The following is a 12,553-nucleotide window of genomic DNA, read 5'->3' on the forward strand; positions in this document are numbered from 1 at the left end:
GCGGCAATTTTGCACCGCTCCACCACAGTTAGAGCGGAACAAAAGGAGTCTCACACAAGATGTTGAGTCTGCACCAGATTACAGGACTCGATATGCTGCGGTGTGGCCGCGAGGACTCACCTGCAAAATTAGGCGAACAAAAGCGCCGTATTCACCGTGAACGCCGCCAAAAGCAGCAATCCCAGCCCGCGCCCGATACTGTGCGCATAGCGGCACAGCAGCAGCATCAGCACCGCTGAACCGGCCAGCACCGGGAATTCCAGGTCGAGCATCTCCGCCGGGATCGCAAGCGGCGAAACCGCCATCGTCACCCCGCCGATCATCAGCAGATTGAAGATGTTGGAGCCGACAACATTGCCCACCGCCAGATCGCTGCGCCCCTTGAGCGCGGCGGCAATCGACGCGGCAAGCTCTGGCAGCGACGTGCCCACGGCGACGATGGTGAGGCCGATGACCGTCTGCGAAATGCCCGCAAGCGTCGCCAGTTCGATCGCGCCATCGACGAGGAATTTGCCGCCCACCACCAGCGCGCCAAGGCCTGCAAGGAACAGGATGATCGCCAGACCGAAACCGGGCTGCTTCTCGTCATCCTCTTCTTCCAGTTCGGGCGGATGGCGCACCCGCCAGACGATATACACCACCAGCGCTACCAGCAGGGCGATGCCGATCCAGCGCGCACCCGCTTGCGACACCGCCAGCGCCCAGACCGCCAGCGTCGCCAGCAGCGCGACCACCGCGTCGCGCTTGCCGATGCCGTGAAGGATAATCGGCGCCACCAGCGCGGTCGCGCCGAGGATTAGCAGCGTATTGGCAAGGTTCGAGCCGACCACATTGCCCCATGCAATGCCGGGCGATCCTTCGAGCGCGGCCTGCACGCTGGCGACCATCTCGGGCATGGATGTCGCCGCGCCGACTATCACGAGCCCGGTCACCAGATTGGAGATACCCAGCCGTTTGGCCATCGCCACCGAACCGCGCACGAGCAATTCGCCGCCGACAAACAGGCCGACAAGGCCACCGAGAATGGACAGGGAGAGAATTAGCATGGGAGGCAGGCGTTACAGGCTCATTTCCAATTGCGCCACCGGCGCGAATGACCTTCTGTGCAAAGGCGTCGGCCCATGGACGCGCAGCGCCGCCATATGTTCCGCGGAGCCGTACCCTTTATTGCGCTCCCACCCGTAATGCGGATGCTCTTGCGCGGCTTCGACCATCAGCCGGTCGCGATATTCCTTGGCGAGGATGCTGGCGGCACCGATGCACGCTTCCTTGCCATCACCGCCGACAATGGCGCGCGCGGGCCAGCGCCATTGCTCGCAGCGTCCTTCCGGCGTCAGATTGCCGTCGATCAGCGTGGTGACCTGCGCTCCGCCCAAAACATCGCACAGCCGTTCGACCGCAAGGCTCATCGCCAGCATGGTCGCGCCGAAGATGTTGAGCCGGTCGATGTCCTCCACGTCGACAACGCCGATCCCCCAGGCGCAGCGTGCGCGGATGCGCTGTTCGGCTTCGGCGCGGGCCCTGGCGGAGAGCTTTTTGGAATCGTTGATGCCCGAAGGTGCAGGCTTGCACAGCACCACCGCCGCCGCCACAACGGGGCCAGCCAGCGGCCCGCGCCCCGCCTCGTCCACTCCGGCGACCAGCGGCGTGTCACCCAGCCGGGCACCAAATTCTGCATAAGGCGTTGCACACAGCATGAAACACACACTCCTGACCCTCGCCCTATTCCCCGCCACCCTCGCGCTCGCAAGCTGCGCCAATGCCCAATCGGGGGATAGCCCGCCGATGGTCGTGACCGCCGGTGAGCCGGTTGCGCTGGCCGAAGGTTCGCCCTTCACCGCCGAAGCGCACGCCAATTTCGCCGAGCCGTGGGCGCTCAAATTCCACCCCGAAACGGGGATGATTTTCATCACCGAGAAGGCAGGCGTGCTAAAAGTCTATGATCCGGCGACGGGCGCAATCAGCGACGTGAGCGGTGTACCGGAAGTCGCCTATGCCGGGCAAGGTGGGCTCGGCGACATCGCCTTTGCCCCCGATTTTTCCGCCAGCCGCATGGTCTATCTCAGCTGGGCGGCGAGCGATGGCGATAACGGCACCTTCGCCGTGGTCGGGCGCGGGACGCTCGAATGCGGCGCGGAAGGCTGCGCGATCAGCGGGCTGAGCGAAATCTGGCGGCAGAGCCGCGCGGGCGAACGGCGCGGGCATTATTCGCACCGCATCGCCTTCTCGCCCGACGGGCAATATCTGTTCATTTCCAGCGGTGACCGGCAGGAGCAGACCCCCGCGCAGGATCTGGGCAACAATCTGGGCGGCATAGTCCGCCTCAACCTTGATGGCACACCCGCAGCGGGCAACCCCTTTGCCGCGCAGGGCTCCCCCGCCGACCAGATGTGGAGCTACGGCCAGCGCAACCTCCTCGGCCTCGCCATGCGCGAGGATGGCGAGTTGTGGGAGTTGGAACACGGCCCCGCTGGCGGGGACGAACTGAACTTCGTCGTCGCGGGCGCCAATTACGGTTGGCCCACCCGCTCCAATGGCGACAATTACAATGGCGTTGCCATTCCCGATCACACCGAGGATGACGGCTTCACCCAGCCCGCGCTGCACTGGACGCCGGTGATCGGCCCGGGCGGCATGGATTTCTATTCCGGCGAAATGTTCGCCGACTGGCAGGGCCAGTTGCTGGTCGCCAATCTCACCATCCCCTCGGTTGTGCGCATCGCCACCGATTCGGGCGCGAACAGCGCGGAGGAGTTGGGCCGTTACGAATTCCCGAACCGCCTGCGCGATATCGAGATTGCTCCGGACGGCGCGGTCTGGGTGATCGAGGATGGCGACAACGGAAGGCTGATCCGGCTGACGCCTGCTGAGTGAGTTTTGCGCTCACGCATCCGCGTGAGCGTCCTCGCTAGATGCGCAGCAAGCTGCGCCCGCTGCGGGCGGCCGGTCGGCCGGTCGGCCTTGTGGTCGGCTTTCGCCGCCCATTTACAGCAGAAACATTTGCACCAACAGGCGCAGCGCCCTATCCGCGCGCGCTCCATGGATGACACCGCCACTCTGATCCCGCTCGAAGCGGTGCAGCCCGAATTGATCGAGGCTCTGCTCGACCGTGCCTTCGGCCCCGATCGCCATGCGCGCACCGCCTATCGCGTCCGGCTCGGCACCGATTGGCTACCCGCATTGAGCTTTGCCGTGGTCGATAGCGAACAATTGCTCGTCGGGACGATCCAGACCTGGCCAGTTGCGCTGACCGATCCGGCGGGCCGTGCGCATCCGATGCTGATGGTTGGCCCCGTCGCCGTGGTGCCAGAACGGCAGGGCGAAGGCTTCGGCCACGCGCTGATGGCCGCGATGACCGCTGCGCTTGATCCGCAAACCGCGCTGCCGCAATTGCTGGTGGGCGATCCCGAATATTATGAACGCTTCGGCTTTTTCGCCGCGCCGACGCAGGGCTGGCTGCTGCCCGGCCCGTATGAGAAGCATCGCCTGCTGGTGCGCTGTGCCAATCCCGCCGTGCTCCCCCACGAAGGTATGCTTGGGCCTTGGATTGGCTGACGCGCTCTGGCATTTGATGCCGCGACGATGCCTTACATTCCGCCTCCCGAACTCGCCGGATTGACGCTTCCCGAAATCGCGCAGGCGATTGCCGCGCGCGGTCTGCCGCCGGTTGCCGAATGGGACCCGCCCGAACAGGGGGACAGCGGAATGCGCATCGCAGCGGACGGACGCTGGTTCCACCATGACGGAGAGATCACCCGCCCCGCCATGGTGCGCGCCTTCGCCAGCCTGCTCCGGCGCGAGGGCGACGGGCGCTACCTCCTCGTCACTCCGCATTACAAGCAGGCGATTGCGGTGGAGGACGCGCCTTTCATCGCGGTCGACGTGAAGGAGGAAGCGGGGGCGCTCGCCTTCCGCCTCAACACCGACGAGCTGGTGCTGGCCGGGCCGGACAATCCGCTGCGCGCGGCGGGCGATGCGAAGGCTCCTGCGATCTATCTGCTGGTGCGCCATGGCTGCGAGGCGCGGCTCAACCGCTCGACATGGCTGCAACTTGTTGAACTGGCACGGTTCGAGGGCGATGTGCCGCTCGTCTCCAGCCAGGGCGCGGATTTTCCGCTGGTGCCTGCATGAGCGATCTTTTCACCCGCGCGCAGGCCCTGTTCGGTGCCACCGCGCATATCGGCATCGAAGGCATTCGCGATGACAGCGCCTGGGTGACGCGCACTCCGCGTGACGCCGCCGTGCTGATGGCGATTACGGACCGCGCCGAACCGGGCATGCTCTTCACCCACCGCCCCAAGACGATGGCCTCGCATCCCGGGCAGGTCTCCTTCCCCGGCGGCAAGCTGGAACCGGGCGAAGACGTGATCACCGCCGCCTTGCGCGAGGCGGAGGAGGAACTGGCCATTCCGGCAGACGCGGTGCGGGTTATCGGCACGGGGCAGAATTTCATGACCGGAACGGGCTTCAACCTCACCCCGGTGCTGGGGCTGGTGCCGCCAGATATCACGATCACGCCCGATCCGCGCGAAGTCGATGGCTGGTTCGAAGCACCGTTGCGCTACGTGCTCGATCCGCGCAATCACGCGGCGAAAATGGGCGACTTCGGCGGGGTGCAGCGGCCCTATATTGAGATTGTGTGGAACGGCCACCGCATCTGGGGGATCACCGCAGGGATTGTCGCGAACCTGTCGCGGCGGCTCGATTGGCGGGAATTGGTGGATTGAATTCCACACATCCGATTGCCCTGAGCTTGTCCCCTTTCCCGCTGACCCTGAGCTTGTCCCCCCATCCCGCTCACCCTGAGCTTGTCGAAGGGTTGCACTTTCTTCTAGCGCAGCAAAGGAAGTAAAGGCAGTCCTTCGACAAGCTCAGGACAGACGGAGTGAGTGTGGCGACCCTACCCCAAACCGACTGGACGCAGCGCGCAGACCTGGCGCAGCTTGTCGCCGCTCTCGGCGCGGAGAATATGCGTTGGGTGGGCGGCGCGGTGCGCGATACTCTGCTGGGCGTCGAGGTGAACGATGTGGACGCGGCGACCACGCTGCACCCGCCGGAAGTCATGGAACGGCTGGAGGCGGCTGGCATCAAGCCCATCCCCACCGGGATCGACCACGGCACCGTTACTGCTGTACTGCCCGAGGGCAATGTCGAGATCACCACCCTGCGCAAGGATGTCGCCACCGATGGCCGCCGCGCGACTGTCGCCTTTGCGGAACATTGGCAGGACGATGCCGCGCGCCGTGATTTTACCATCAACGCGCTGTTCGCGCATCCCGAAACGCTGGAAATCAGCGACTATTTCGGCGGGCTTGGCGATCTCGCCGCGCGCCGCGTGCGCTTTATCGGCGATGCCCGCGAGCGCATCCGCGAAGATCACCTGCGGATTTTGCGCTATTACCGCTTCCAGTCGCGTTTCGGCGCGGAACTGGATGCGGAGGCGGAGGAAGCCTGCGCGGAATTGGCACCAATGCTCAAAGGGCTGAGCCGGGAGCGGATTGCCTCCGAATTGCTCGCGCTCCTCGCCCTGCCCGCCCCGCAAGAGACGCTGGCACGGATGCACCGCGCGGGCGTGCTCGGCGTGATCCTGCCCGAAGCGGGGGAGGACACAATTGCCGCACACGGTCAGCTACTGGCGCACGAACGGGCGCAAGGTGTGGCCGCTGCCCCGCTGCGCCGCCTCGCCGCGCTATTGCCCGCCGATCCCAGGCTCGCCGAGCAGGTAGCGGCGCGTTTGCGGCTCTCGACCAAACAGCGCGTGCATCTGGTGCGGCTCGCCAAGCGCGGCGGCGCGCCCGAAGGGACGCCTGCGCTGATCTATGCCGAGGGGCCGCGCGTTGCCGAAGACCTGCTATTGCTGGACAATGCGCCGGTGGCGGGCGTAGCGGACTTCACAGTGCCCAACTTCCCGCTCAAAGGCGGCACGATTGTCGCGCGCGGGGTGGCGGCAGGGCCGGAAGTGGCGCGCATTCTGCAAGCGGTGGAACGCCGCTGGGTTGCCGAGGGTTTCCCCGATGCGGCGCGGGTTGAGGCGCTGCTGGACGAGGCGTTGGGTAGCTGAGCCCACCCCTCCCGTGAGGGAGGGGCAGCGAGACTTGTCGAACCGCAGGTGAGGCTTAGTCGCAGCGGGGTGGGCTTGCGGCGCTCGCTAATCGGGCATCGGCCCCCCATCCCCCAGCCCCTTCCCCAAGGGGAAGGGAAGTTAGGGCACGCTACTGCCTACTGCCTACCCCCCTTAAAACCGATTATCCTTCGGGAATCCCTGCGGCGGCATCCGGCCGGCTGCGCCGCGCGCCACTTTCCACATCGCGATCTCGTTCTCTGTCCGCGTGCGCCCGCTGTCGCCGCCCATCGTCCAGCTGAGGCCGTCCGCCAGCGTAAAGGTCGTCGCGTCGGACAGGCCACCGTCGCGGTAACGTTGCAGAGTGACGCCCTGCCCACGGCTCATCACCGGCATTTCCTCCAGCGCGAAGGCAACCAGCTTGCGGTTCTCCCCCACCACCGCGACATGATCATGCGCGGGCGCGATCGGGCGGGCGACCACCAGTTTCGCACCCTCTTTCAGATTGACCACCTGCCGACCCTTGCGCGTTTCCGCGAGCAGTTCGTCGGTGATCGCGACAAAGCCCTTGCCGATGCTGCTGGCGAGCAGGATCTGCTTGTCCTTCGCGTGGACAATCACCGCGATAATCGTCGCGCTCGCTTCGATGTCGAGCGTGTTGCGCAAAGGCTCGCCAAAGCCGCGCGCGCCGGGCAGCTTGTCCGCGCCCAAAGTGAAGAAGCGGCCATCGTCGCAGGCGAGGAGCACGCGGTCGGTCGTCTGGCAATGCACCGCAAAGGCGGGGCCGTCGCCTTCCTTGTATTTGAAATCCCCCGCACCATCCTTGCCGAGATCGACATGGCCCTTCGCCCCGCGCACCCAGCCCTTCTGGCTGAGCACGACGGTGACGGGTTCCTTCTCGATCATCGCATTGGGATCGAATTCCACCACTGGCGCGGCATCGGTGATCGTCGTGCGGCGTGCACCCAGCGGCGTATCCGGCCCGTATTCCTTGCGCAAAGCCGCCAGGTCTTTCTTGAGCCGCGTCTTCTGCCGCGCGGGGCTGGCGAGCAGGGCTTCGAGCTCGCCCTGTTCCTTCAGCAGGTCATCCTTCTCCTGCCGCAGCTTCATTTCTTCGAGCTTGCGCAAGCTCCGCAGCCGCGTGTCGAGGATCGCTTCGGCCTGCCGGTCGGTCAGGCTGAATTCTTCCATCATCACCGCTTTGGGATGATCCTCGTAACGGATGATCTCGATCACCCGGTCGAGGTTGAGGAAGGCGATGATATAGCCTTCGAGCAATTCCAGCCGGTCGGCGATCTTTTCCAGCCGGTGCTGCGCGCGCCGTTGCAGGATTTCGATCTGGTGCTGCACCCAGTTCACCAGCAGCTCTTTCAGCCCCATCACCATTGGCGTGCGGGTGGCATCGAGCACATTCATGTTGAGGCTGATGCGGGTTTCCAGATCGGTGAGCTTGTAGACGCTTTCCTTCAGCATCTCCGGATCGACATTGCGGCTGCGCGGCACCAGCACGATGCGGATATTCTCGTCGCTTTCGTCGCGCACATCTTCGAGGATCGGCAGCTTCTTGTCGGCAATCGCCTGCGCGATCTGTTCGATCAGCTTGCTCTTGGGCACCTGATAGGGAATTTCGGAAATGACGAGCTGGTATCCGCCGCCCTTCTGCCGTTCGATCCCCGCCTCGCGATCCTCGGCATTCTCGGCCTCGGGCGCGTGGAAGCGGCCGCGCACGCGGAAGCCGCCGCGTCCCATTTCATAGGCGCGCGAAATCGCCTCCGGCCCGTCCACGACAAGGCCGCCCGTAGCGAAATCGGGGCCGTGGAACACCGCCATCAGCTCGTCATGCGTCACATCCTTGTTGAACAGCACGAGTTCGGCGGCATCGAGCACTTCGGCAACATTGTGGCTGGGAATGCTGGTCGCCATGCCCACCGCGATCCCGCTTGCCCCGTTGGCGAGCAGGTTGGGGAACAGGCCCGGCATCAGCTCGGGCTCCTGCTCCTCGCCATTATAGGTCGGGATGAAGTCGACCGTGCCTTCATCCAGCCCCGCCATCAGCTGCATGGCGGTGCGCGTCAGGCGGGCTTCGGTGTAGCGGTAGGCGGCGGCGTTATCGCCGTCGATATTGCCGAAGTTCCCCTGCCCCTCCACCAGTGGGTATCGCAGTGTGAACGGCTGGGCGAGGCGCACCATCGCATCATAGACTGCGGTGTCGCCATGCGGGTGATACTTGCCGATAACATCGCCGACGACGCGGGCGGACTTCTTGAACGCATTATCGGGAGACAGCCGCAACTGCCGCATCGTCCAGAGCAAGCGCCGGTGCACCGGCTTCAGGCCATCGCGCAAATCCGGCAGCGAACGCGCTGTAATCGTGGACAAAGCATAGACAAGATACCGCTCCGAAAGCGCGCTTTCGAACGGCTCGCGGGTAATGCCCTGCTCGGAATCAGAATTATCTTCGGGAGTGACCATCGGCTCGCCCTATCACCCGCTCCTTTCGCCGGACAGCGCGGAACATAGTGATTTCCCCACCCGTTGATTGATCAGACACGCAAATGTGAAAGGAGAATACTCCATGACCCAACGGATCATGATTTTATCGACCAACGGCTTTGAACAATCCGAGCTGGAGGAGCCGAAACGTCGCTTGGAAGAAGCAGGCTACGAAACCGTCGTCGTCAGCCCCGAAAGCGGCGAAATCCGCGGCTTCTCCAGCGGCAAATGGGGCGATGCGGTGACGGTCGATCTCGCGCTTGAAGAGGCAAAGGCGGCGGACTTTGACGCGCTCGTTCTGCCGGGCGGACAGATCAACCCGGATATTCTGCGGATGAACGAAAAGGCGATTGCGCTTGTCCGCGATTTCGATGCCGCCGGAAAGCCGATTGCCGCGATTTGCCACGCGCCGTGGCTGCTGATCGAGGCAGGGATTGTCGAAGGGATGACTGTGACGAGCTGGCCGAGCGTCCGCACCGATCTGCGCAATGCAGGCGGGAATGTGGTCGATAAGGAGGTGGCCGTGGATGGCAACCTCATCACCAGCCGCAACCCCGACGACATCCCCGCCTTCACCGACGCGCTGATCGCGCAGCTGAGGGAGATGGCGGATGCGGGCGAAATGGCAGACGCCTAAGCCGCGCCGTAATTCAGCAGTTTAAGCGCTGCTCCGAACGCCCCGTTGCCCACCGGCAGCGGGGCGTTTTGCGTTTGCACTTGCCAAGTAAGGCACAATGTGGCGTAATTATGGCGCAAATAAGGCAAACAGGAGGCCGAAATGCGTAAGAGAGGATTACTTGTAGGAATTTCATTGGCTTGCGTCACGCTCGCCGCGTGCTCCGAATCGGACAATTATGGCGAAAGCGCCGAATTGACCGAGGCGGACGCCACAACCGAGGCAGCCCCCGAAGCCATGTTCGAGGAGGGCGAGGAAATCGCCGAACAGGCATCCACCGCACCGGACACCGCCGCGCTCGAAACAAGGCCGGACATTCCTATCACCCTGCCGCGCATGGCCTACACCTATGATTACGGCTTCCAGCTCGACGCAGCGGAAATCGCCCCTTTGCAGGAACGCCACGCCGATATGTGCGAAGCGGCAGGACCTTACGTGTGCCAGATCGTCTCGCAATCGCATTCGGGCAATGTCGAGGACGGTTACGCCTCGGGCCGGCTGGAATTGGCCGTGGTGGCCGATCAGGCACGCGAGTTTGGTGGGCGGCTGGGTGCTGCGGCAACAACGGTCGGCGGCGAGCAGGTTACCGCCGGGATCACCGGCGAAGATCTCACCGGCAACATGGTCGACACCGAAGCGCGGCTGCGCAGCCGCATCGCCCTGCGCGACCGGATGATGGAAGTCCTGCGCACCCGCCAGGGCAGTGTCGAGGAAATCGTTGAGGCCGAACGTCAGGTCGCACGGATCAACGAAGAAATCGATCAGGCACGCGCCTGGCTGGAGGAGATGCGCGGACGGGTTGCGTTCACCCGCGTCAATATCGACTACTCCACCGCCAGCGCGCCTGCGAGCAGCTTCCTCGATCCGGTCACATCAGCCTTAGCGAGCATTGGCGGAATACTGGGCTATCTGCTTGCCGCTTTCATCGTGCTCGCCAGTATCGCGGTGCCGGTCGGAGGGGCGATATGGGGCGTGAAGCGATTGCTCAAGCGGTTTGATCCGCCTGTCGAAGCGGAGGCCTAGTTTGCCAGCGCAGGGGTGGGTTTTTACCCGCCCCCGCCTTTCGCACTACCCATATCCCGCCGCAGCGCCGCGATTTCGTCTTTCAGGCCGCGCAGTTCGTCGAGGATCATTTCGCGCTCGCCATGCGCTTCTTCCTCGGTCGCCTCGCTCATCGCGTTGACGATCACACCGATGAACAGGTTCAGCACGATAAAACTGGTGAGCAGGATAAACGGCACGAAGAACGCCCAAGCGTAGGGGTACACCTCCATCACCGGGCGTACGATGCCCATGCTCCAGCTTTCCAGCGTCATGATCTGGAACAGCGAATAGAGCGAGCGGCCCATATCGCCGAACCATTCGGGAAAGGCGCCGCCGAACAGCTTGGTCGCCATCACTGCGCTGATATAGAACAGCAAAAGCAGCATCACGATCACCGTGCCGATGCTGGGGATCGCTTGGAACAGTCCCACGATCACCCGGCGCATACTCGGCACGACCGACACCAGCCGCAGCGCCCGCAGGATGCGCAAGGCTCGCAACACGGAGAATTGCTGCGACGCCGGAACCAGCGCGACCGACACGATCACAAGGTCGAATATGTTCCAGCCATTGCGGAAAAAAGCGAGGCGGTAAGCGAACAGCTTCAGCCCCAGCTCGACCACGAAAATGCCCAAAGCAAGCGTGTCGAGCGCGTGCACAATGCCGCCGAACCGCGCCATCACGGAAGGCGAGGTTTCCAGCCCGAGGCCAATCGCATTGACCACGATCACCGTGATGATCGCCTTTTCGAACCAGCCCGCTTCGACGAACTGCCTTACCTTTTCGCGCATCTCAGAACCCTTGCGCGTTCACGCTGGCATCGGGAATACGCACGGTGAGGCCGTCCATCTCCTTGTCCAACACGATCTGGCAGGACAGGCGGCTGGTGGGCTGCACATCGGCGGCAAGGTCGAGCATATCTTCCTCTTCCTCGCTCGCTTCGGGCAGCTTCACAAACCACTCGCGCGCCACGATCACATGGCAGGTGGAGCACGCCATCTGCCCCTCGCACGTGCCTTCCAGCGGCATACCGGCGGCCTGCGCAACCGCCAGCAGGCTGTCGCCCGCCGCGCCGTCAGTTTCGACCTTGTCGCCGTCGCGGGTGAGGAAGGTGATTTTGATGGCTGTTATCCTTGCTGCGATGCAGCACTGATAATCACTTTCGCGCCCGCTTCAAGCTCCTCCACCGTGGTGTAGCGGCCCCAGCCGAGGCGGATGGTGCTTTTCGCTTCGGCGTCCGAAAGACCGATGGCTTTCAAGACATGGCTCGGCTTGCCCGATCCGCTGGCGCAGGCAGACCCGGCGGAGAACATCACTTCGCGGCAATCGCTCATCAACCGCGCGACATCCAGCCCCTCGCGCCGGATCGAAAGGTTCGCGTGGTTGCGCGCCTCCAGGCTGCCATTGACCGCCCAGCCATCGAATAAGTCGAGTGCGCGTTCCCACAGGCTGCGCGCATGGGCCGCGTCCTCCTCCATCCGCTCCGCCGCCAGTTTGGCTGCTGCGCCAAAGCCTGCACATAAAGCTGTGCTGAGCGTGCCCGAACGGATGCCCTCCTGTCTTCCGCCCTCCACCAGCGGTATCAGCTTGACCCCGTCACGCACCCACAGCGCGCCGATGCCTTTGGGGCCGTAGAGCTTGTGTGCGGAAATCGCGATCATGTCGGCCTCGGCGAGCGGAAACTTGCCCGCCGCTTGCACCGCATCAACCAATACCAGCGCGCCTTCGGCTCGCGCCTTCGTGACCAGTTCGGCAATGGGCTGGACGGTGCCGATTTCGTTGTTCACCTGCATCACCGCAAGCAGCCCGATGCGGGCGGGAAACTCGGCGGACAGATCGACGATGCCTTCGGTTGTAACCGGCAGTTCCACCCAATTGCCCAGCGCGCGGGAATTCTCGACCACAGCCGCGTGCTCGATGGCGCTCAGGGCAATCCGCTCGCCCGCTCGCACTGCAATGCAGCCCTTCATCGCGAGCGTTACCGCCTCGCACGCATTGCCGGTGAAATGCACCGTGCCGCCGGGCGGAAAGAGCGCGGCGACCTGCTCGCGCGCCAGATCAATCGCGGCGGCGGCCATGCGCCCCATGCGGTGGGGCGAGTGTGGATTGCCATACGCAGTGCTCTCCGGCCCGCCGAGCCATTGCAGCATGGCATCGCGGGCTTCGGGAGCAAGCGGCGTGGTGGCTTGATAGTCGAGGTAGATCATTTAACTCCCATACCGCTCATGCTGAGCTTGTCGAAGCATCATCCTTCCTGAGGCTCCGCTAGAAGAAAAAGC

Annotated in this window: 13 protein-coding genes; 7 read left to right on the forward strand and 6 right to left on the reverse strand. The window is 64.0% G+C overall.

Annotated elements, in window-relative coordinates:
• Positions 1-128: 128 nt before the first annotated feature.
• Both GC121_RS14170 and GC121_RS14175 read right to left on the reverse strand, forming a co-directional pair.
• On the reverse strand, positions 129-1,046 hold the full coding sequence (locus GC121_RS14170) for a calcium/sodium antiporter (RefSeq protein ID WP_151975329.1): 918 nt from the start codon (positions 1,044-1,046) through the stop codon (positions 129-131).
• A gap of 12 nt (positions 1,047-1,058) precedes the next feature.
• Positions 1,059-1,697 carry a ribonuclease HII gene (locus tag GC121_RS14175; protein WP_151975330.1) on the reverse strand — a complete coding sequence of 213 codons (639 nt, stop codon included), beginning with the start codon at positions 1,695-1,697 and terminating at the stop codon, positions 1,059-1,061.
• On the opposite strand from GC121_RS14175, the gene GC121_RS14180 reads away from it, so the two are divergent.
• The 5 genes from GC121_RS14180 to GC121_RS14200 all read left to right on the forward strand — a co-directional run bounded on the left by GC121_RS14180 (position 1,696) and on the right by GC121_RS14200 (position 6,061).
• On the forward strand, positions 1,696-2,874 hold the full coding sequence (locus GC121_RS14180) for a PQQ-dependent sugar dehydrogenase (protein WP_151975331.1): 1,179 nt from the start codon (positions 1,696-1,698) through the stop codon (positions 2,872-2,874). The genes GC121_RS14175 and GC121_RS14180 overlap by 2 nt on opposite strands.
• A gap of 165 nt (positions 2,875-3,039) precedes the next feature.
• On the forward strand, positions 3,040-3,555 hold the full coding sequence (locus tag GC121_RS14185; protein WP_151975332.1) for a GNAT family N-acetyltransferase: 516 nt from the start codon (positions 3,040-3,042) through the stop codon (positions 3,553-3,555).
• 27 nt (positions 3,556-3,582) lie between these two features.
• Positions 3,583-4,131 (forward strand): DUF1285 domain-containing protein, encoded by a 549-nt coding sequence (locus tag GC121_RS14190; RefSeq protein WP_151975333.1) that lies wholly within the window; start codon positions 3,583-3,585, stop codon positions 4,129-4,131.
• Positions 4,128-4,727 carry a CoA pyrophosphatase gene (locus tag GC121_RS14195; protein ID WP_151975334.1) on the forward strand — a complete coding sequence of 200 codons (600 nt, stop codon included), beginning with the start codon at positions 4,128-4,130 and terminating at the stop codon, positions 4,725-4,727. The genes GC121_RS14190 and GC121_RS14195 overlap by 4 nt, the downstream gene beginning before the upstream one ends.
• Before the next feature lie 164 nt (positions 4,728-4,891).
• Positions 4,892-6,061, forward strand: coding sequence for a CCA tRNA nucleotidyltransferase (locus tag GC121_RS14200; protein ID WP_234421279.1), 1,170 nt, complete (start codon positions 4,892-4,894; stop codon positions 6,059-6,061).
• A 174-nt stretch (positions 6,062-6,235) separates the two neighbouring features.
• Here the strand turns inward: GC121_RS14200 and parC are convergent, their stop codons facing one another.
• Positions 6,236-8,533, reverse strand: a complete 2,298-nt coding sequence (parC, locus tag GC121_RS14205) for a DNA topoisomerase IV subunit A (protein WP_151975335.1) — start codon at positions 8,531-8,533, stop codon at positions 6,236-6,238.
• A gap of 103 nt (positions 8,534-8,636) precedes the next feature.
• Between parC and GC121_RS14210 the strand changes: the two genes are divergently transcribed.
• Both GC121_RS14210 and GC121_RS14215 read left to right on the forward strand, forming a co-directional pair.
• Complete coding sequence (locus GC121_RS14210) at positions 8,637-9,191, forward strand: type 1 glutamine amidotransferase domain-containing protein (protein WP_151975336.1); 555 nt, start codon at positions 8,637-8,639, stop codon at positions 9,189-9,191.
• Between the two features lie 174 nt (positions 9,192-9,365).
• The gene (locus GC121_RS14215) at positions 9,366-10,253 is read left to right on the forward strand and encodes a DUF4349 domain-containing protein (protein ID WP_234421280.1); all 888 of its coding nucleotides are present in this window, start codon (positions 9,366-9,368) and stop codon (positions 10,251-10,253) included.
• Between the two features lie 23 nt (positions 10,254-10,276).
• On the opposite strand, the gene GC121_RS14220 is transcribed toward GC121_RS14215, so the two are convergent.
• Genes GC121_RS14220 through GC121_RS14230 form a run of 3 tightly spaced genes read right to left on the reverse strand, consistent with a single transcriptional unit; the run spans position 10,277 to position 12,481 of the window.
• Positions 10,277-11,065: an ion transporter gene (locus GC121_RS14220; protein ID WP_151975338.1), complete on the reverse strand. Its 789-nt coding sequence runs from the start codon at positions 11,063-11,065 to the stop codon at positions 10,277-10,279.
• Between the two features lies 1 nt (position 11,066).
• Positions 11,067-11,396 (reverse strand): 2Fe-2S iron-sulfur cluster-binding protein, encoded by a 330-nt coding sequence (locus tag GC121_RS14225; RefSeq protein ID WP_151975339.1) that lies wholly within the window; start codon positions 11,394-11,396, stop codon positions 11,067-11,069.
• A gap of 5 nt (positions 11,397-11,401) precedes the next feature.
• Positions 11,402-12,481, reverse strand: a complete 1,080-nt coding sequence (locus tag GC121_RS14230; protein WP_151975340.1) for a cysteine desulfurase family protein — start codon at positions 12,479-12,481, stop codon at positions 11,402-11,404.
• Positions 12,482-12,553 lie beyond the last annotated feature (72 nt).

The organism is Erythrobacter sp. EC-HK427, from assembly GCF_902498745.1.
GTDB lineage: Bacteria > Pseudomonadota > Alphaproteobacteria > Sphingomonadales > Sphingomonadaceae > Alteraurantiacibacter.